The sequence below is a fragment of the Streptomyces sp. NPDC001880 genome, assembly GCF_053594575.1.
The window spans coordinates 69,171-88,623 of record NZ_JBSFET010000009.1 but is presented as its reverse complement, the minus strand read 5'-3'; the positions used below and the strand labels follow the sequence as shown (position 1 = coordinate 88,623).

The following is a 19,453-nucleotide window of genomic DNA, read 5'->3' as shown; positions in this document are numbered from 1 at the left end:
CGACGAGAGAAAAGGCGATTCCAGGGTGCGCAACCACCTTCCCCCCGTACTCCGGCACCATCTGACCGCTTTGCGGATACTGCTGGCCTTCACCGTGATCACCGGCATCGCGTATCCGCTGCTCGTCACCGGCATCTCCCAGGCCGGTCTCTCCCACCAGGCCAACGGCTCCCTGCTGACGACGGACGGAAGGCCGGTGGCCTCCAGCCTGATCGGCCAGAACTTCTCCCTGCCGAAGAAGAATCCCCATGACGAGACAGAGGCACTGCGCCCCGATCCCAAGTGGTTCCAGCCCCGCCCGTCTGCCGGCGGCTACGACCCCTCGAACTCCGGTGCATCCAATCTGGGCCCGAACAACACCGACCTGATCAAGACCGTCCAGGACCGCCGCGCCGCCGTCGCCGCCTTCGACGGCGTCCAGCCCGCGTCCGTCCCGGTGGACGCCGTCACCGCCAGCGGCTCGGGACTCGACCCGGCGATTTCCCCGGCCTACGCCTATGAACAGGTGGACCGCGTCGCGAAGGCCCGCCACCTCGCTCCCGCCAAGGTGAGGACCCTGGTCGCCCGACACGTCCAGGGACGTGTTCTCGGTTTCCTGGGTCAGGAACGCGTCAATGTCGTCGAGCTCAACCACGATCTGGCCAGGCTGACATGACCAGAATGTGTGGGGGGCCGATGTGAGGACGGCCGAGGCGAGGAAGTGTGCAGGCGAGGGGCGTGACGTGGACGTGGGAGCCGTGGCCGTACTTGCGGGGACCACCGCGTTCGGCGGCATGCTCGCCGTCCTCGCCGGGGCCTACGGCCTGCACCAGGCACGGCGGGCGAGAGATACCGGTGTGCGTGTCCAGGCGCTCGTCAAGCGACGCCCGGGAGCGACCCATGAGGAGTCGGCCCCGCAGCCGCTCCTCCAGTTCGTGACGGAGGACGACAGGGTGATGGAAGTCGTCTCTCCCGTTCCCGCCACCCGGCGACACCCGCTCAAGCATGGTGACAACGTGCTCGTCTCCTACGATCCGGCCGACCCGCGAAACGTCGTCGTCCACGGCTGGGACCGCTCGGGTCCTGAACGCGTATTCATCGCGGGGGGCGCCCTCGTCGTGCTGCTCTCGGTCACGCTGCTTCTCGTCGCAATCGCGAGTCGGTGACAGGTCTGCAGTGCCTCTCGCCGTCAAGTGCGGGCGTGGCCGGTCGCATCGAGCTCTGCCCCGACCTGGTTGGCCAGGGTCACAGCGACCAGACGTGCGGCGAGTGGGGGCGCCGCCCCGGGCCTGGGCTGAAGCATGAACCGGCCGTATCCCCACCGGTGCGGCGGTCATGGCACGGCGTGACGGTGCGCCCGCTCGCACGCGAGGATGCGCGGGCACTTGCCGCGCTGGGGTGGACAGCGGCATGGATCCACGCAAGTTGGGACGGCCCGGCGGGGCTCGCTGCTTCCGGGTATGGCCGGGCTGCCTTCCACAAGGGCAGAATCCTCGCCGTGGCCTGCACGTACTTCCGCGGCAGCGTGTATGAGGACATCGCATGCGCCACCGTCCCCGACCGCCGGCGCGAGCACCTCGCCCGCGCCTGCGTCGCCGGTCCGTGCGAGGACATCTCCGCCCGCGTCCGCACCGCGAGCCTGTCCTGCTCACGCGGCGATCGCCGCACCCGCCTCCCCGCCTGGACCGACGGATTCCGGCTGCAACGCGGGTACGACCACTGCACAACTGGGATGCCCACCGCGTCGCGCCTCCCGAACCCCGCACACTCGCCGCGCGCCGAGGACAGGATCTGATCAGGGAGTCCGGGGGCGGGCAGAGCCGGCTCTTCGGACTTCCACGCGTCAGGGCCACCGGATGTCAAGAAACCAACAGAAATTCCTCGGGCTGCTCGCGATGGCGGGCAATCCGCAGGATTGTTGCCCTGTGACCACCGATTGGTTCCCTGACCGCGGGATGCGCCGGAACGTACGTGCACTCGGTACGGCCGGTCTGACCGTTATCGCCGTCGGCGCCGTGCTCGAAGCCCAATGGCTCCTCGGTATCGGCGTATGGGCGCTGATCATCGCCATGGTGATCGATCTCGTCTACCGGCCCTGAGGTCTGTCCCGCAATCCCCGGCGGGCGCGCGACGACAGCTACTTCCCCAAGCTCTCGGCTGCGCTCGAACAGGGGAGACCCCCTCCTCGCCGCCTTGCCGGAACGTCCGCATACATCCCGTATGCGGACGTCCCTCCGCCTTGCGATGCACCACGTCCGACGCCGCGCACTGATCCACCGGGGATCACGGGACAACCCTGAGACACGCAGTGTCCTACTGTGCGTGAGCTTGACTTCATGTCGCTCTGTCCTTGTTACGGCGAGCAGGTTCCGCCTCCGGCCGCCCAGGTCGCGCGGGCCGGACCGCCGACCCCGACCGCCGAAGTCTTGGCGGGCCTTCAGCGGCTGACCTCGACAACTCCGGGATCCCCGGCAGAGCCGAGCTGACGCGAGGCGACTACCGTGGGTTGAGGCCTGTGGGCAGATCGGCGCAACCGTCCAGGAGCCGGAACCGCAGGCGGCAGATGACCGCGTTCGTTTCGTGCCGGACGGCGTGGGCGACGACCGCACCACGCTGGTTCTGCAGCAGCCGCTGCCACAGATGGGCCGGTTCGACTTCGGGGATGAGCACGGTGACCCGCATGCCCGGATCGGTGGACGCCACCTTCCGTACATACGCGGCGACCGGGCGGCCGACCGTGCGGCGGTCAGAGGTGATCCGGACCAGGGGGACACCCGGATTCCACAGTGCCCAGTCCCGCTCCAGCGCCTCGGTCTGTTCCCGGTCCTCGAGGTCCGGATGGCAGACCGTCACCGCGTGGACCTCGTCGCCGAGGGATACAGCCGCAGTGAGGGCCTCGCTGGTGAGCCGGGTGAGGGACGAGACCGGAACCACGACCAGCGAGTGGTCGCGGTGTGGCGGCTCCGGAATGCGGCCGATGCCCAGCCGTTCGCCGATCCTTGCGTAAGCGCGGTGGACGGACTCGAAGCCGGCGACCAGCAGGGGCAGGGTGACGACGATCAGCCAGGCGCCGTCGTGGAACTTGGTGGCCGTGACAACGACCGCGCTGACGCCTGTCAGGAGCGCGCCCAGACCGTTCAGCAGAGCCTTGCCCGCCCACTTGCTGCCGCGGACTGTGCGCCAGTGGATGACCATGCCGGTCTGGGCGACGGTGAAGCCGACGAACACACCGATCGCGAACAGCGGGACGAGGGTGTTGGTGTCGCCCCCGGAGAGGACCAGGAGCGTGGCGGATACGGCCGCGAGCGTGAGGACCCCGTGGCGGTGGACCTGCCGGTCGGCCTTGAGCCCGAAGACATGCGGCAGGTAGTTGTCGCGGGCCAGCAGCTTGAGCAGCACAGGCAGGCCGCCGAACGACGTGTTCGCGGACAGGGCCAGTAGCACCATCGTGGCGAACTGCACGACGTAGAAGGCGAGATTGTGCCCGAAAGACGCGTCGGCGAGCTGCGCCAGTACGGTCACGCCTTCGACCGGCTGCAACCCGAACCGGGAGATCAGCACGGACAGACCGATCAGCATCACGCCGAGCAGTGCGCCGAGAGCCACCTCGGCACGCTGTGCGCGGCGGGCGGCCGGGGCACGGAACGACGGCACGGCGTTGGCGATGGCCTCGACACCGGTGAGCGCCGAACAGCCCGAGGCGAAGGCTTTCAGGAGGAGCAACGCACCGACTGTGGTGGCGTTGGTGCCGAGTACGGACGCATGGCCGGCGGCCGCTTCCGTACTCACCGGGGCGTCGCGGAACAAGCCGACCACGATGAGAACGAAGATCGCTCCGACGAATACAGTGGTCGGCACGATGAACGCACGCGCCGAATCCACGATCCCGCGCAGATTCACGGCGGTGATCAGGATCAGTACCGCGAGGCACAGCCACAAGCGATTGCCGTACAGCTCCGGGAACGCGGAGGTCAGTGCTGCCACGCCCGCGGTCACGGCGACGGCCACGTTCAGGACGTAGTCCAGAACCAGGGACGCGGCGGCGACCAGGCTGGTGCGGCGGCCCAGATGTGTTCTTGCCACCGCGTAACTTCCTCCGCCGTCCGGAAACGCTGCGATGACCTGCCGGTACGAGGCGACGAGCACCGCCAGCAGCAGGGCGATCGCCAGGGTGACGGGGAGCGTGAAGCCGAGCCCGTGGCCACCCGCGGCTGCCAGGACAAGGACGATGGCCTCCGGCCCGTACGCCACCGACGCCATCGCGTCGAGCGACAGGGCGGCCAGCCCCGTAACGGTCGTGAGCTTGTGACGGGCCCCGTCGCCAGGGGGCACCTCGGCGCTCGGTGCTGCGCTGGACTCTGAGCTGAGAACGGACATGGGGTGAGAGCTCCTCCGTGCATGAGTCCGCTCAGCGTGCGCCTGTTCTTAGCCGGTCGGGTCGGGTGCTGGCACGTTCTTGGCACCACATGCCGGTCTTTTCCCGAGTTCTTGACGGCGATGGTCAGGACGGCGTCAAAGCTGCCCCGAACCGCATCAGTGATCCGTCGACGTGCGTGTGGTGGTCGGCCGGGCTCTCCGGTGTCCGCAGCACGGGACGACGCAGCGCTCGATGGCGGGCCCACCCCTGGGGCGAGCGCGTCGGACGACGGCTGGACCGGCGACCCGCGGGCGGTTGGGGCCCACACCCGTCAGGGGACCGTCATGGTGTCCGGCGTCTCCGGAGACCTCCCCCGACCAGGTGCCTCAGGAATCGACGGGGCCGTCGGGCGTCAGTCCGGCGTGCCGTGCATGCCGGTACTCGGTTCGCAGGACGAGAGACCCAAGTCGGTGCGTCGGCGCTCCTCAAGGAATTCGATGCGTCGGGCCTGTTCGTCGGTGATCACATCGCACACCCAGTCCCAGTGCAGCGCCACCCGGTCGCCCGCACAGAGCCCGTCGAGCAGTGTCAGTCCACCGGCCGAGCAGCGTACGGTCTCCTCCCGCCACGCGCCGTCGGTCAGCCCCGTGCCGTCCCAGCACAGCGGGCGTGACCGCACGGTCGCGATGTCTCTGTCGGCGGCCACGACCACTCCTGTACGGACGCGGCACTGGTCGAGTACGGACAGGGCGGTCGGATGGCCCACCGACCGCAGCATCGGGGCCCACGGATACACCTCGAACACCTGGAAGCTGTGATGGGCCAGGGCGCGCCGCCCGGCGTCGCGCCAGGTGCCGCCGAGCTGCCCCCGGAACCGGTCCGTCATGCGCTCCACCAGAGCGGCGGGATCGGCCCGGTCCAGCAGTTCGTTGCCGATCCAGTACGCCTCCACCACCCGCACGTCGAGCGGGTCCGCCAGCCCGGCCGTCTCCGCGAGGAACTGGAGATAGCACCAGGCCCCCTCGAACTGCCGGGCACGCCGCTCGATGTCGACGGTCGCGTCACGGCGCAGGAGGGCCGCCGCGTCGGCGGGGCCGCAGTAGCCGAGCTCGTTGGGCGGGTAGGCGTATCGCGCGAACAGCAGCGCGCCCTCGGCACTCACTCAGCAGATCCTCGGTAGTTGTTCGCCGATCGGCAGCCCGATCACCCGGCTCCCGCCCAGCCCCGTCTTCGCCACGACCATCCCGGTGTGATCCGGAACGCAGCTGCCGATCCGGCAGGCGGACCGGCCCAGGGGATGGGCCTGCATGGCGGCCAGCACCCGGTCCGCGTCCTCGGCCGGGACGATCGCGATCAGTTTTCCTTCGTTGGCCACTTGGAGCGGGTCGAGCCCGAGCAGGCTGCAGGCGTCGCGCACCGTGGGCGGTACGGGAAGCAGCCGCTCCACCAGTTCGATGCCCACGTCCGAGGCGCGGGCGATCTCGTTCAGCGAGGCCGAGACGCCTCCACGCGTGGGGTCCCGGAGCACATGGAGGTCGCTGCCGGTGGCGAGCATCGCGGCGACCAGTCCGTGCAGCGCGGCGGTGTCGCTCTCCACCTGCGTACCGAACTCGAGGCCCTCCCGGCAGCTCATCACGGCCACACCGTGCACGCCGATGTCGCCGCTGACGAGCACGGCGTCGCCGGGGAGCGCCCGGCGCGCGTGGATGTCGACACCTGGAGGGATCACGCCGATGCCCGAGGTGTTGAGGTAGACCCCGTCACCACTGCCGTGCTCCACGACCTTCGTGTCGCCGGTGACCAGGCGTACCCCGGCATCCTCGGCGGCCCGGCCCACGGCCTGCGCGATCCGGCCGAGGTCGCTCAGCGCGGTGCCCTCCGCGAGGATGAAGGCGGTGGACAGGAACAGGGGCGTCGCACCCGACATGGCCAGGTCGTTGACCGTGCCGTTCACCGCCAGATCACCGATCGACCCGCCGGGGAAGAACATCGGCTTCACCACGAACGAGTCCGTGGAGAAGGCGAGGCGGGTGCCGGAGCCGACCGTCAGGACGGCAGAGTCACCGAGGTCGGCGGCGGCCGCGGCACCGTACGCGGGCAGGAACAGGTGCTCGATCAGCTCACCGGACATCGCGCCGCCACCCCCGTGGCCCATGACGACGGACGGGATGTCCCGCAGCGGAACCGGACAGGTCCACCCTTCGAAGTCGAGGTCGGGCACATCGTCGGCCACGTCGGTCATGTCGTACATCGCGTCAGTCACTTCGCATCGACCAGTTCCAGGCGGCGGTGGGTGTAGTACGCGGCGCACGCGCCCTCGGACGACACCATGGTCGCGCCGAGGGGGTTCCGCGGCGTGCACTCCTTGCCGAACGCCTCGCACAGGTGCGGCTTGATCAGCCCCTGGAGGACCTCGCCCGAGCGGCAGAGCGACGACTCGGCAGTGCGGATGTCCGTCACGTCGAACCGCTGCTCCGCGTCGAACGCCCTGTACTTCTCGGAGAGGCGCCAGCCGCTGCGGGGAATCGCCCCGATGCCGCGCCAGGTCCGGTCGGTCACCTCGAAGACATCGGCGAGCATCGCCATGGCGGGCACATTGCCCTCCTCGCGCACGGCCCTGGGGTAGGCGTTCTCCACCTCGTGCCGGCCCGCCTCCAGCTGGACGACGGTCCGGCGGATCCCTTCGAGGATGTCCAGCGGCTCGAAGCCGGTGACCACGATCGGCACCTTGTACCTCCGGGCCAGCGGCGGGTACTCGGCCGTCCCCATCACACTGCACACGTGGCCTGCGGCGAGGAACGCCTGCACCCGGCAGGTCGAGGACTCCATGATCGCGGCGATCGCGGGCGGCACCAGCACATGGGACACCAGCAGGGAGAAGTTCCGCACCCCGAGCCGCTGGGCCTGGTACACCGTCATGGCGTTCGCGGGGGCGGTGGTCTCGAACCCGATCCCGAAGAAGACGACTTCGCGGTCAGGGTTCTCCCGGGCGATCTTCAGCGCGTCGAGGGGCGAGTACACCACGCGTACGTCGCCGCCGGCGCTCTTGACGGAGAACAGGTCCTGGCTGCTGCCGGGCACACGCAGCATGTCACCGAACGAGCAGAAGATGACGCCGGGGCGGGCGGCGATCGCCAGCGCCCGGTCGATGGTCTCCAGCGGGGTGACGCAGACGGGACATCCCGGTCCGTGGATCATCTCCACACCGTCCGGCAGCAGTTGATCGATGCCGTGCCGGATGATCGAGTGGGTCTGGCCGCCGCAGACCTCCATCAGCGCCCACTTCTGCGTGGTGGCCGCGTGGATCCGGTCGATCAGTTTCTTCGCGACATCGGGGTCACTGAACTCGTCCAGGTACTTCACCGGCCGGCTCCTTCGGGAGATGCACCCTGCTGGGCTGCGCGTTCGAAGCCGTCTCCGAACTCCTCGGCCAGGATGCCGAGCCGTTCGAAGTCGGCGAGGGTGTCCAGGGCCGACCGTTCGTCGAGACGCTGGATGGCGAATCCGACGTGCACGATGACGTATTCACCGACGGTCACATCGGGGATGTACTGGAGGCACACCTCCTTGTGCACCCCGCCGAAATCGACCTCGGCCATCACGGTGCCGTCGACTTCGGCGGTACTGAGGACACGCCCCGGAACAGCCAGACACATGGTCCCTCTCCTCTGTGGATCCCTGTTGAGGTACGGCGGTACGGTCGTGCGGCGGCGTCAGCCCGATGCGGCGATGACGATCTGGCCGAGGGCGATCCCGCCGTCGTTCGGGGGAAGCAGGCGCGGCCGCAGGACGGTGAAACCTCGCTCGGCCAGGCCGCGTTGCGTCGCCTCCAGCAGTACGGCGTTCTGGAAGACGCCGCCGCCCAGCGCCACGGTGGACAGGCCGGTGCGCGTGCGGCAGAGGTCCGCCAGGCGGGCGGCCAGAGCGGCGACGGCGGTGTGGAAGCGCGCGGCGATCAGCCCGGCCGGAACGCCGTCCCGCACGTCGGAAACCACGGCCCGCACGACCGGGCCCGGATCCGCGACGGCGGGTTCCTCCCTCCCCCCGGGCCGGATCCCGAACCGGTAGCCGCCCTGCGGTACCGCGGGCCCGGCTGCCGCGGTACGGGCCAGCCCTTCCAGTTCCATGGCCGCTTCGGCCTCGTACGCCACCACGTGCCGGACGCCGGCCAGGGACGCGACCGCGTCGAAGAGCCGGCCCATGCCCGACGTGGGCACGCAGCCGAATCCGGTTGCGAACTGATGGGCCAGCACATCGCGTTCGGCGGGCGGGCAGGCGCGGACCGCGGGCATGTCGTCGTCCCAGGGGATGCCGGCCGCGTGCAGATGTGCGAGGGCCATCCGGTACGGTCGCAGCACACTCGCGTCGCCCCCGGCCAGCGGTACACAACCCAGGTGCGCGGCCCTGCTGAACGACGCGTAGCCGGCCACCAGGACCTCGCCGCCCCAGGCCGCCCCGTCGGCGCCGTGGCCGGTGCCGTCGAAGGCGATGCCGATCACGCGCTCGTCCGCGCCCAGGCCGTGCTCCGCCATCACCGACGCGATGTGCGCGTGGTGGTGCTGCACGGTGAGGACCGGCCGTCCGGCCGCGTGGGCGCGAGCCCAGTCGCCGGAGTGGTAGCCGGGGTGGCGGTCGGCCACCAGCCGGGTGGGCGCCACCCCGGTGAGGTCCTCCAGATGCTTCTCGGTCCGGGTCAGGGCGTCGACCGTGGACAGGTCGTCCATGTCGCCGATGTGCTGGCTCAGCCAGGCGTAGCGGCCCTCGGCCAGCCCACAGGTGTTCTTCAGGTCGGCGCCCACGGCGAGCGTCGGGGGCACGTCGAAGGGCAGCGCGATCGGCAGCGGGGCGTATCCGCGTGAGCGGCGCAGCGGCAGCTCGGCACCGGCGGCCCAGCGGCTGACCGAGTCGTCGCACGGCACGTGGATGCGCCGGTCGTGCCGCAGCCAGGCATCGACCAGCGGTGCAAGGACGGTCAGCGCCTCGCCGTCGTCGCTGACGATCGGCTCACCCGACAGATTGGCCGACGTCATCACGAGCGCGTCCGGGCCCGGCGGGTCGTCACCGATCCCGAAGAGCAGGACGTGCAACGGGGTGTACGGCAGCAGCAGTCCGAGGTGGGGGCTGCCGGGTGCCACGGCGTCGGAAACCCCCGCCCCGGGCCGGGCAGCGCGACGGGGGAGGAGGACGATCGGCCGGCGCCCACCGCGCAGGAGCTCCTCCTCGTCCGCCGTGAGAGTCACCAGCTCACGCGCGGTATCGAGGCTCGGCACCATCACCGCGAACGGTTTGCCACCGCGCTGCTTGCGCCGGCGCAGCTCCGCCACGGCTGCGCCGTCGCGGGCGTCGCACACCAGGTGGTAGCCGCCGAGGCCCTTGACCGCGATGATCCCGCCCTCGGCGAGAAGCTTCCGCGCGGTCCGCAGCGCGTCCCCGTCGTGCGACGGGACCACGCCCTCCTTGCCGACGAGTTCGAGCCGTGGTCCGCAGTCGGGACAGGCGATCGGCTGGGCGTGGAAGCGCCGGTCGCGCGGGTCCTCGTACTCGGCCCGGCAGGCCCCGCACATCTCGAAGTCCGCCATCGTGGTGGCGGCCCGGTCGTACGGAAGGCCGGTGACGATCGTGAACCGGGGGCCGCAGTGCGTGCACGTGATGAACGGGTGGCGGTAGCGCCGGTTCGACGGATCGCCCAGTTCCTCCAGGCACTCCCGGCAGGTGGCGATGTCGGGCGAGACAAGCGTCCTGGCCCGGTCGGACGCGCTGGACCGCTCGATGGTGAAGCCCGTACCGCCGCGGGCCGGCTGTTCGCTCGTACGTACGTCCTCGACGACCGCGAGCGGTGGGGCGTCGGAGCGCAGACGGCGGCCGAACTCCTCCACGGCCCCGGCCGTTCCCTCGACCTCGGCGAGCACCCCGTCGCCGGTGTTCGTCACCGAGCCCGTGAGCAGCAGCTCCGAGGCGGTGACATAGACGAAGGGCCGGAAGCCCACACCCTGCACGACGCCGCGCACCTCGAATCTGCGCCGGACCCGCTGCTCCCGGCCGCGGCCCATCATCTCCAGCCCCGACAGGGCCTCCTGGGCCTTCGCCCGGTCGATGAGCTCGACGGCGAAGCCCATGTGGAGAAGCACCCATTCGTCGCGACCGGGCGCCTCGTCGAGCATGCCGATGTTGACGCGGCGCCTGGCGCCCTCCACGTCCACCAGAGCCAGCTGGCCCGCATACCCGTCCACGATCTCCACGACGCGGCCAGGAATGCCTAGGCACATGATCAGGTTCTCCGGGGTTCGGTGCTGTTCACGGACGCGGTCGGGACGGACGGCACGAGCTGCCCGACCAGGGTGTGCACTGCCTGCATCGCCTCGGGCACCGCACTGTCGACGGCTTCGCTGAGCCCGATGCCCTCCTCCACTCCGGCGGGTGTGCAGCCGACGAGGTAGGTCAGCGGAAGCGTACCGCCCAATTGGTCCAGATTTGCCAGGACAGCAACCGGATTCATGCCATGCGCGTCGAATTCACCCGAACCGAGGTCCTCCACACCGATACGGAGCACCGTCATCTCCCCGGGGGCGCCGCCCCCCGGACAGGCGTCGACCAGAATCAGCGCGTCGTACCCGTCGAGCAGGTCGTACGCGAGATGCATGCCGCGGATGCCGTAGTCCACCACCCGGACCTGCGGGGGCAATCCGCCGTCGCGGGCCAGCCGGCGCACCACCTCCGGGCCGAAGCCGTCGTCGCCGAGAAACAGATTGCCGATGCCCGCGACCAGCACCCGGGCGGCCGTGTCAGGTTCCTTCTTCATCCTCGGCTCAGCCGCCCCCCGGACCGGTCCTGAGTTCGCTCCGGCTGTACGGAGGTGCCGGAGCGTCCGACCGAGGTGCCCGACGCCCGGTCCGACCCGGCGCTGCGGGCTCCCTTCGGGCCCCGTTTCACCTGCGGCTCCTCCTCGACGCCGCTGTTCTTCTCCGGTGTGTCCACCACGGTGTGCTCCCTGCTCACTTCACTCGGATCGGGAGTCACATCGAACGAATGCGCAGGTAGCGGCGGATGTCGGGGATCGACTTGATCCCGACTGTCACAGCGACGACCGCCACGGCCACGGCCGCTCCGGCGGTGATGATGCCCAGGGTCTTCACGATCGGTTCTCCTCTCGGTGCTGCGCCGTCTCCTCGACGCTCAGGGGTGTCAGCTCATCGGGGGCGAAGTAGAAGTAGCGGCCGTACCAGTCGTGCAGGTCCGACGCGGGGTCGTCGACGAGGACCAGGGCGATGTGCGTGCCACCGTCCACGTCCGAGAGAACCGCGGTCACCCGGGCCACCTGGCCGGCGAAGAACAGATCCTGCGCGTCTGCCCGCCGGGAGGGGTGTACGCGGACCAGGCTGCCACTGGTCACCCGGACCCCGTCGATCACGACCGAGTCGCTCCCGGGCCGTACCGAGGCGTCGGCCGCCGGGTCCCACCAGGGGGCGCCCGCGGTGTCGAAGGCGGCGGACCCCACGTCCCGGAGGTCGGCCGCCGGGCCCGCGGGAGCCGCGGGCCGCGGCGGGTGCGGGTCGCGCAACAGGCCGTGCAGCCGCTGGAGGTCGGCGGGCGACATGCCGTCGCACCGGTCGATGATCTCCCGGGCCCGGGGGTCGGTGGCCCTGGCCTCTGCCTTCTCCTCCTCCGTCATGGTCATCACGCGGAGGGTCAGGATCTCGTCGATCTCGGTCGAGTCGAACAGGGCGCCGGGGCTCTGCTCGGATACCTCCGGGTAGTCGTACAGGATGATCGGCGCACCGAGCAGGGTGTCCGTCGTCCCCACGGGTCCGGCCAGCACGGGCCAGCACCTGCGCTGGCGGCAACGGCCGGCGGCCGCCGCCGCCCCGGCGGGCGGTTCGAGCAGCGAGACGAACTCGGCGTCGTGCGCCCGCAGCAGCAGATGCGCGCCGATCAGCGAGGACCGGATCGCGGCGTCCTTGGTGGCCGCGGGCTCCGGATGCTCGTTGCGCACCGCCACCGAGAGCCGCACGTATCCGTCGTCGACGACGGCCCGCACGCGGACCCGGACCGCCAACGGCAGCCGCCGTCGGACGATCCGGCCCACCACAGCGCCCCGCTCGTCGGCCACCGGCTCGGTGTCCTCGCCGCCCGGGACCTCGTGGACGGCGTCCGTCACCTCCCCCAACGGCAGGGCGGTCAGGACGACTTCACGCTCGACGGCCTCGTCCCAGGACATCACCGGCACCCCGTCGACGACGAGCTGCTCGACCGGTACCTCCGCCCCGTCCTCGCCGGTGCTCCGCACCTCGCGGACCTGGAGCTGGAGGAAGCGCAGGTGCACGGTTACGGCGCCCGGCCCGTCGTGCGGTGCCAGCAGGCACTGCATCTCCATCTCCGGTTCCTCGCCAAAACTCGCCGCCGCGGCGTGCGGCGGACCGAGGACGCCGAATTGCCAGCGCGACCTGTTCTTGTGCGAGCTCGCCCGGTACGGGTACAGGAGGTACCCCTCGTACAGGACGGCGTCGGCGATCGAACGCACCTGGTCAAGACTCACAGGACCACCTCGTCGTGCTCGGCCAGCAGGGCCTGGACCGTCTCGTCCCAGCTGATCAGCCCGCGCCGGGCCCGGAAGTCCGCGAAGCGGGCCAGCACCTCGTGGTCCAGCCGGATCCACCCGGTGTTCGGGTAGTGCGCCGCCATCATGCGTCGCCACACCTCGACCGGCATCGGGTGCCGGGCCTCGCAGTCCCACGGCACCTGCTCGACCCCGAAGCCCTTGGCGCCGCGGGTGAAGACCGTGCCGGAGAACATCAGGGCGAGAGGCACCGAACCCTCGCCCAGGGCGTGCAGATAGCGGGAACCGATCACGTCGAAGTCGTAGGTGCAGGGCAGGGCGAGATCGACCTCGGTCGCACCGCTGAACCCCTGCACGGTGGTGTCGCAGCTCATCCACTGGAACGGCTTCAGGGTGTCCGTCCAACGGTCCCGGCCGCCGAACAGCGCTACCAGGCCGCTCTGTTCGGCCTCGTCGTAGTGGCGCCGCTGCGGCTCGATGCGGACCTGGCAGTGCAGCGCGATGGCGTGGATCCGCCGGCCCGTCCGCTCCTCGATCCGCAGCCGCGCGGTCAGCTGCGGAGCGGCCGCGTACGGTTCGGCGACGACATCCAGCACGGAGAACGCGAAGCCGTTCACGGCGCCCCGATCCCCGCGGCGGGCCGGCTTCGGTCCGCCACCCGCGCGAAGAAGCCGTCCATTGCGGCACGGACCTCGGAGCCACCGTCGAACCCGTGCCACAGCGAGCGCAGTTGCCCCACCAGCTCGTAACAGGCGTCGATCGGCACCAGATGGCACGAACCCTCGCTCGTTGCCGTACGCCGGATCAGCAGCGCCTCCACGTCCGGACGCAGCACGGCGAGCTCCGGGCTCGACTCGACGACGGACGCCCAGGCGTCCAGCGGCAGTTCCGACTCGGTGGCCCCGGCGGGCCCGGGGTAGAACGCGACCATCCGGTCCTGGACGGAGTTGCGGAACAGGAAGGCGAGCCCCACGGGAATCTGCAACTCGTCCCAGACACGCCCGTCCACGGTCAGCCCGGCGAAGTGCAGATAGCGCTCGGGGACCGCCCGGTAGCGCAGCTCCGCGTTCTCGTCGGTGAACAGCAGATAGCAGGCCCGGCAGCAGCACATCAGGGCACGGCTGTCGAGGTTCACCACATGGGGGTGGCGCTCGCCGATGGGTTCCGCGCACATCTCGCAGCGCTCACCGGCGGGCGGCCGCGGCCGGTTGCGCGTGAGCCGCAGCAGGGTGGCGGCCGGCGAGGCGGAACGTCCGGCGGCGATCACGGCGCCACCGCCGTGGGGACCGACACCGAGACCGCCGCACCGTCCGACAGCAGGGGCAGCGGTGCCAGGTGCACACCGTCCCCGTCGAGGCAGGCCCCGGCCCGCCGCACGTCGTAGTGGGCATGGCACCCGGCACAACGCAGGATCGCGTCCCCGGAGCGACCGCCCAGCCGCCGCGCCAGCGTGGCACCCTCGAACGGCCGCTCGCAGCGCGCGCACCGGTCCTCGAAGGCGAAGAGGTCCGTGCCCACCCGGCAGGCCACCACCCGCATCATCCCGACACCGACCCGGGCCACGGCACCGGACTCCAGCCCCGACAGCTCCGGCACGACCTCCCACGACGCGCCGTCGCCGGCCGTCCCGGAATCCGCGTGCAGCCGGGCGAACAGCGAGTCCACCGGTACCAGCGGCCCAGCCGCCCCGGAGTCCTCGTCGGCCGGGGTCTCGACCTCGATCGAGGTGATCTCCGGCGCCGCCGCCTCCACAGCACCCTGTACGGCCAGCTTGAGTGTGACCGAGGACGACGGGCAGCCGTCACAACTGCCCAGCAGCCTCAACCGGACAGTGCCTTCGTCGGTGACGGCGAGCAGCTCCACATCACCGCCGTGCGACCCCAGATACGGTCGTACGCTCTCCAGTGCCCGCTCGACCCGGGTCTCCACGCCGTACGGATGCAGCCCGTGCACCAGCAGGACGCCGGCCACCAGCTCGTCGTCGGCCAGCGCGGCCAGGACGTCGTCGTCCAGCCGTCCCTGCTCGTGCACGAGGTCGAGCAGCCGTGCCAGCCCGGCACCGTAGAAGTCGGCGACGAGCCGGACCAGTTCCTCGCTGCGTTCGCGGGCGATCGCGCCGCCCGAGCCGCTGGCGGCGATCAGGGTGTCGATGCGTTCACCGGTCGTCCGCCAGTCGGGAGTGGTCCGGGACTCCTCCCGCGCCATCACTCACTGCCCGCGGACTGGGTGGGGGAGTGCAGGAGTTCCAGCTTCTTGCCCTCGCCGAGGTACATGTGCACACCGCAGGGCAGACAGGGGTCGAAACTGCGCACCGTGCGCATGATGTCGATGCCCTTGAAGTGTTCCCGGTCGTTCTCCTCGAAGATCGGCTGGCCCTGCACGGCGTCCTCGTACGGGCCGGGCGTGCCGTAGGTGTCGCGGGGGCTGGCGTTCCACGGAGTCGGCGGGTACGGGTGGTAGTTGGCGATCTTGCCGTCCCGGATCACCATGTGGTGGGAGAGGACACCGCGGACCGCCTCGGAGAACCCGCAGCCCACGCCCTCCTCGGGCACCTCGAACTTCTCCCAGGTCTTGGTGTTCCCGGAGCGGATCTCCGCGAGCGCCTGCTCCGCGAAGTGAAGCGCGCAGGCGGCCGCGTAGGCCTGGAAGTAGGTGCGAGCCCGGTTGCGCTCGATGGTGTTGCTCCACTTCGGGACGTGCCACTCCAGCTCCACCGGCCCCTTGAGGGCGGTCTTGGGGAGGTTGATCTTCACGCTGTGGCCGGTGGCCTGGACATAGCCGATGTCGACCAGACCGGCCAGCGCGGTGGTCCACAGCCGCGCGAGCGGACCGCCGCCCGTGTCGAGCGCCAGGTAGTCCTTGCCGTCGAACCACCGGGGTGACATGACCCAGCTGTACTTGCCGTCCAGGTCCCGCTTCTGCGGCTGCGGGTTGGTGTGCTGGTTCCACGGGTGGCGCCGGTCGACCGGATTGCCGAGCGGGTCGTGGGAGACGAAGGTCTCCTGCTCGTCCCAGTCGTTGTAGTACGACGAACCGAGCAGGATCCGGATGCCGAGGTTGATCTCCACCAGGTCGGTGGTGACCAGCTTCCCGTCGACGACGATACCGGGGGTGACGTACATCTTCCGGCCCCAGTCGGTCATGTCCTTGTACTCGAAGTTGCAGTGCTCCGGGTCCTGGAAGGAGCCCCAGCAGCCCAGCAGGATACGGCGGTTGCCGACCTGCTCGTACCCCGGCAGGGCTTCGTAGAAGAAGTCGAAGAGGTCGTCGTGCATCGGCACGACCTTCTTCATGAACTCGATGTACCGCTGGAGGCGGGTGATGTAGTCCGTCATCAGCTGTACGGTCGCCACGGTGCCGACCCCGCCGGGATAGAGCGTGGAGGGGTGGACGTGCCGGCCCTCCATCAGGCAGAACATCTCCCGGGTCATCCGGCTGACCTGAAGCGCCTCGCGGTAGAACTCGCCGGTGAACGGGTTCAGCGACCGCATGATGTCGCCGATCGTCCGGTACCCGTGCGCGTCGGCGTGCGGGGAGGGGGTGCGGTTGGCCTGTTCCAGCACCCCGGGGTTGGTCTCCGCGACCATCTTCTCGCAGTAGTCGACCCCGACCAGGTTCTCCTGGAAGATGTTGTGGTCGAACATGTACTCCGCGGCCTCGCCGAGATTGACGATCCATTCGCCGAGGTGCGGCGGCTTCACTCCGTACGCCATGTTCTGCGTGTAGCAGGAACATGTGGCGTGGTTGTCACCGCAGATTCCGCAGATGCGACTCGTGATGAAGTGCGCGTCCCGCGGGTCCTTTCCCTTCATGAAGATTGAATAGCCGCGGAAGATGGAGCTGGTGCTGTGGCACTCGGCGACCACCTTCTGCTTGAAGTCGATCTTCGTGTAGATACCCAGACTGCCGACGATCCGGGTAATGGGATCCCACGCCATTTCGACCAGGTCGTTCTTGCCCTGGCCGCCTCCGGCACCTTTGTGCTGCGTCGCGGTCATTGGCCGCCTCTTCTTTCTGTCCGTTGCGGTGATGTACGCGGTCACTCACCAGGTGCGTGTGGCGCCGGTCGTGAGTTTCCTGCCGGGCCTACGCCATTTCGGTTCGCGGTCCAGGGAGTGAATGGTGAGGCTGCGCAGCCGCCGGATCGTCGACCCGTACGGCCCGACCGCGCTGGTCGAGAGCTTTCCGCCGGGGGGCTCGTCCATGAACGGCATGAACTTGTCCGGGAAACCGGGCATGGTGCAGCCGATGCAGATGCCACCGACATTCGGGCAGCCGCCGATGCCGTTCATCCAGCCGCGCTTGGGCACGTTGCACTTGACCGCGGGGCCCCAGCAGCCCAGCTTGACGATGCACTCCGGCGAGCCGTACTCCGTCGCGAAGTCGGCCTGCTCGTAGTACCCGGCTCGGTCGCAGCCCTCGTGGACCGTCGCCCCGAACAGCCACGTCGGCCGGAGTGCGTCGTCGAGCGGGATCATCGGTGCCTGGTCGGTGGCCATGTAGAGCAGGTAGGTGAGCGTCTCCGAGAGGTTGTCCGGCTGGATCGGGCACCCGGGGACGCACACGATCGGGATGCCGGCCTTGGACTTCCAGTCCCAGCCCAGGTAATCGGGAACCCCCATTGCGCCGGTCGGGTTGCCCGCCATCGCGTGGATGCCGCCGTACGTCGCGCAGGTGCCGGCCGCGACGATCGCGGTCGCCTTCGGTGCCAGCCGGTCGAGCCACTCGCTGGTCGTCACCGGCTGGCCGGTGGCGGGATCGTTGCCGAACCCGCACCAGTAACCCTCGTCGTGCAGCCGCTCGTTCGGAATGGACCCCTCGACCACCAGAACAAAGGGTTCCAGTTCTCCGCGATCGGCCTTGAAGAACCATTCGAGAAAATCGTCGGCGCCGCCGTTCGGACCGCACTCGAAATCGATGAGAGGCCAGTGGACGGCGACCTGCGGAAGTCCCGGCAGGGCGCCGAGCGCGATTTCTTCGATGCTCGGCTGCGTGGCGGCGGTCAGGGAGACGGAATCGCCGTCACAGCTCAGTCCTGCGTTGATCCACAGCACGTGGATCAGTGTGTCCTCCGCCTTGACCGCTTCCTCTGTCGGCATGGCAGTGCCGCCTTTCAGGATGACGGCCTGCCGGCCGTCGGCCCCCACAGGTGGGTATGTGCACATTGCTACCATCACGCCCCGATTTGCAGGCATCGGCAACAGGGGAATTCGCCGCTCCGCCCCGTCACCGGGGGCCGAATGACGGCATGTGGTGGGCCGCTCGGGTGGTCCGGGCGGGGGACCGGTCCCGTCGGACGGGGCCACGGTCCTCCCGCGGCCCTACGGTCGGAGCCACCCGCGGAAGGACGAGGCACCGGTGCACGAGCTGGCCATCACACAGAGCGTCGTCGACTCGGTGTGCGCACGAGCCGGGGGGCGCCGGGTCCGATCGGTCCGCGTCCGTGTGGGCGTGCTCACCGCCGTGGTGCCCGACTCGATGCGGTTCTGCTTCGGCCTGGTCACGGAGGGAACGGAGGCCGAGGGCGCGCAATTGGAGATCGACCAGCCGCCCGGCGCCGGCCGCTGCCGTACCTGTGCTGCCGAATTCACCTTGACCGACCTGATTCTGCTGTGTCCCTGCGGCAGCGCGGATGTGGAGATCACATCGGGGCAGGAACTGCAGATCGTCTCCATGGAAGTGGGCTGAACCATGTGTGGTACCTGCGGCTGTGCCGAGGAGTCCGGCGGGACCAGGATCGTGATGCTGCGGGAGGACGGTGTGCCGGACCACGGGCATCCGCATCCGCATCCGGACCCGCACGCTCATCCGCATCCGCATCCGCATCCGCATCCGCATCCGCATCCGCATCCGGACCCGCACGCTCATCCGCACGGGCGTCGTCAGCCGGGTGGAGCCGGTGAGACCCTCACCATCGAGCAGAAGGTACTCGCCAAGAACGACCTGCTCGCGGAGCGCAACCGGACGTGGATGACCGACCGCGGCGTCGTGGCCGTGAACGTGATGAGCTCGCCGGGCGCAGGCAAGACGACCCTGCTGGAACGCGCCGTCACCGACCTCGGCGACCGCCGGCCGGTGGCCGTCGTCGAGGGCGATCAGGAGACCAGGCTCGACGCCGACCGGATCAGGCGTACGGGCTGCGCCGTGGTGCAGGTGAACACGGGAGCGGGGTGCCACCTCGACGCGGAGATGATGAGGGACGCCCTCACGGCGCTGTCCCCGACCGAGGGCTCGCTGCTCATGGTGGAGAACGTCGGGAACCTGGTGTGCCCCGCCCTGTTCGACCTGGGGGAGCGCAGCAAGGTCGTGATCATCTCGGTCACCGAGGGCACGGACAAGCCGCTGAAGTACCCGTACATGTTCGCGGCCGCCGACCTGGTCCTGATCAACAAGTCCGATCTGCTGCCCTACGTGGACTTCGACGTGGAGCAGTGCGCACGGCACGCGCGCTCGGTGAACCCGGACGTGCGCGTGCTGACGGTCTCCGCGACCACCGGCGAGGGCCTGGCCTCCTGGTACGACTGGCTGGCGGAGCAGCGGTAGCCGCTCCGCCGCCGCACCGC

General features: G+C 69.8%; 21 protein-coding genes. 6 read left to right on the top strand and 15 right to left on the bottom strand.

What is annotated here, in order from left to right:
* Positions 1 to 25: 25 nt before the first annotated feature.
* From kdpC to ACWCQ6_RS08170, 4 genes are all read left to right on the top strand, one after another.
* Entirely contained in the window at positions 26 to 655 is a 630-nt protein-coding gene (gene kdpC, locus ACWCQ6_RS08185) for a potassium-transporting ATPase subunit KdpC (protein WP_451086669.1), read from the top strand.
* Positions 656 to 722: 67 nt separating this feature from the next.
* Complete coding sequence (locus tag ACWCQ6_RS08180; RefSeq protein ID WP_451086667.1) at positions 723 to 1,145, top strand: hypothetical protein; 423 nt, start codon at positions 723 to 725, stop codon at positions 1,143 to 1,145.
* Complete coding sequence (locus ACWCQ6_RS08175; protein ID WP_451086665.1) at positions 1,142 to 1,774, top strand: GNAT family N-acetyltransferase; 633 nt, start codon at positions 1,142 to 1,144, stop codon at positions 1,772 to 1,774. The genes ACWCQ6_RS08180 and ACWCQ6_RS08175 overlap by 4 nt, the downstream gene beginning before the upstream one ends.
* 130 nt (positions 1,775 to 1,904) lie before the next feature.
* Positions 1,905 to 2,078, top strand: coding sequence for a hypothetical protein (locus ACWCQ6_RS08170; protein WP_451086663.1), 174 nt, complete (start codon positions 1,905 to 1,907; stop codon positions 2,076 to 2,078).
* A 397-nt stretch (positions 2,079 to 2,475) separates the two neighbouring features.
* On the opposite strand, the gene ACWCQ6_RS08165 is transcribed toward ACWCQ6_RS08170, so the two are convergent.
* The 15 genes from ACWCQ6_RS08165 to ACWCQ6_RS08095 all read right to left on the bottom strand — a co-directional run bounded on the left by ACWCQ6_RS08165 (position 2,476) and on the right by ACWCQ6_RS08095 (position 17,989).
* Entirely contained in the window at positions 2,476 to 4,356 is a 1,881-nt protein-coding gene (locus tag ACWCQ6_RS08165; protein WP_451086661.1) for an APC family permease, read from the bottom strand.
* A gap of 392 nt (positions 4,357 to 4,748) precedes the next feature.
* Positions 4,749 to 5,498, bottom strand: a complete 750-nt coding sequence (locus ACWCQ6_RS08160; RefSeq protein ID WP_451086659.1) for a DUF6390 family protein — start codon at positions 5,496 to 5,498, stop codon at positions 4,749 to 4,751.
* On the bottom strand, positions 5,499 to 6,578 hold the full coding sequence (gene hypE / locus ACWCQ6_RS08155) for a hydrogenase expression/formation protein HypE (protein WP_451086798.1): 1,080 nt from the start codon (positions 6,576 to 6,578) through the stop codon (positions 5,499 to 5,501). It abuts the gene before it with no gap.
* Positions 6,579 to 6,595: 17 nt separating this feature from the next.
* Positions 6,596 to 7,699, bottom strand: a complete 1,104-nt coding sequence (hypD, locus tag ACWCQ6_RS08150; protein WP_451086658.1) for a hydrogenase formation protein HypD — start codon at positions 7,697 to 7,699, stop codon at positions 6,596 to 6,598.
* Positions 7,696 to 7,992, bottom strand: a complete 297-nt coding sequence (locus tag ACWCQ6_RS08145; RefSeq protein WP_451086656.1) for a HypC/HybG/HupF family hydrogenase formation chaperone — start codon at positions 7,990 to 7,992, stop codon at positions 7,696 to 7,698. The genes hypD and ACWCQ6_RS08145 overlap by 4 nt, the downstream gene beginning before the upstream one ends.
* 57 nt (positions 7,993 to 8,049) lie before the next feature.
* Positions 8,050 to 10,602 carry a carbamoyltransferase HypF gene (gene hypF, locus ACWCQ6_RS08140; protein ID WP_451086654.1) on the bottom strand — a complete coding sequence of 851 codons (2,553 nt, stop codon included), beginning with the start codon at positions 10,600 to 10,602 and terminating at the stop codon, positions 8,050 to 8,052.
* Positions 10,603 to 10,604: 2 nt separating this feature from the next.
* Positions 10,605 to 11,135: a hydrogenase maturation protease gene (locus ACWCQ6_RS08135; RefSeq protein ID WP_451086652.1), complete on the bottom strand. Its 531-nt coding sequence runs from the start codon at positions 11,133 to 11,135 to the stop codon at positions 10,605 to 10,607.
* Positions 11,132 to 11,314, bottom strand: coding sequence for a hypothetical protein (locus ACWCQ6_RS08130; RefSeq protein WP_451086650.1), 183 nt, complete (start codon positions 11,312 to 11,314; stop codon positions 11,132 to 11,134). The genes ACWCQ6_RS08135 and ACWCQ6_RS08130 overlap by 4 nt, the downstream gene beginning before the upstream one ends.
* A 35-nt stretch (positions 11,315 to 11,349) precedes the next feature.
* The gene (locus ACWCQ6_RS08125; RefSeq protein WP_451086648.1) at positions 11,350 to 11,469 is read right to left on the bottom strand and encodes a DUF6893 family small protein; all 120 of its coding nucleotides are present in this window, start codon (positions 11,467 to 11,469) and stop codon (positions 11,350 to 11,352) included.
* Positions 11,466 to 12,869 (bottom strand): hypothetical protein, encoded by a 1,404-nt coding sequence (locus tag ACWCQ6_RS08120; RefSeq protein ID WP_451086646.1) that lies wholly within the window; start codon positions 12,867 to 12,869, stop codon positions 11,466 to 11,468. Before ACWCQ6_RS08120 ends, ACWCQ6_RS08125 begins: the two co-directional genes overlap by 4 nt.
* On the bottom strand, positions 12,866 to 13,507 hold the full coding sequence (locus ACWCQ6_RS08115) for a DUF6084 family protein (protein WP_451086644.1): 642 nt from the start codon (positions 13,505 to 13,507) through the stop codon (positions 12,866 to 12,868). Before ACWCQ6_RS08115 ends, ACWCQ6_RS08120 begins: the two co-directional genes overlap by 4 nt.
* Complete coding sequence (locus ACWCQ6_RS08110; protein WP_451086642.1) at positions 13,504 to 14,157, bottom strand: DUF5947 family protein; 654 nt, start codon at positions 14,155 to 14,157, stop codon at positions 13,504 to 13,506. Before ACWCQ6_RS08110 ends, ACWCQ6_RS08115 begins: the two co-directional genes overlap by 4 nt.
* The gene (locus ACWCQ6_RS08105) at positions 14,154 to 15,095 is read right to left on the bottom strand and encodes a NifU family protein (protein ID WP_451086640.1); all 942 of its coding nucleotides are present in this window, start codon (positions 15,093 to 15,095) and stop codon (positions 14,154 to 14,156) included. The genes ACWCQ6_RS08110 and ACWCQ6_RS08105 overlap by 4 nt, the downstream gene beginning before the upstream one ends.
* Complete coding sequence (locus ACWCQ6_RS08100) at positions 15,095 to 16,888, bottom strand: nickel-dependent hydrogenase large subunit (protein WP_451086638.1); 1,794 nt, start codon at positions 16,886 to 16,888, stop codon at positions 15,095 to 15,097. The genes ACWCQ6_RS08105 and ACWCQ6_RS08100 overlap by 1 nt, the downstream gene beginning before the upstream one ends.
* 45 nt (positions 16,889 to 16,933) lie before the next feature.
* Positions 16,934 to 17,989, bottom strand: a complete 1,056-nt coding sequence (locus ACWCQ6_RS08095; RefSeq protein ID WP_451086636.1) for an NADH-quinone oxidoreductase subunit B family protein — start codon at positions 17,987 to 17,989, stop codon at positions 16,934 to 16,936.
* Positions 17,990 to 18,248: 259 nt separating this feature from the next.
* Between ACWCQ6_RS08095 and ACWCQ6_RS08090 the strand changes: the two genes are divergently transcribed.
* Positions 18,249 to 18,578, top strand: a complete 330-nt coding sequence (locus tag ACWCQ6_RS08090) for a hydrogenase maturation nickel metallochaperone HypA/HybF (RefSeq protein WP_451086634.1) — start codon at positions 18,249 to 18,251, stop codon at positions 18,576 to 18,578.
* A 3-nt stretch (positions 18,579 to 18,581) separates the two neighbouring features.
* Entirely contained in the window at positions 18,582 to 19,433 is an 852-nt protein-coding gene (hypB, locus tag ACWCQ6_RS08085; RefSeq protein WP_451086632.1) for a hydrogenase nickel incorporation protein HypB, read from the top strand.
* Positions 19,434 to 19,453 lie beyond the last annotated feature (20 nt).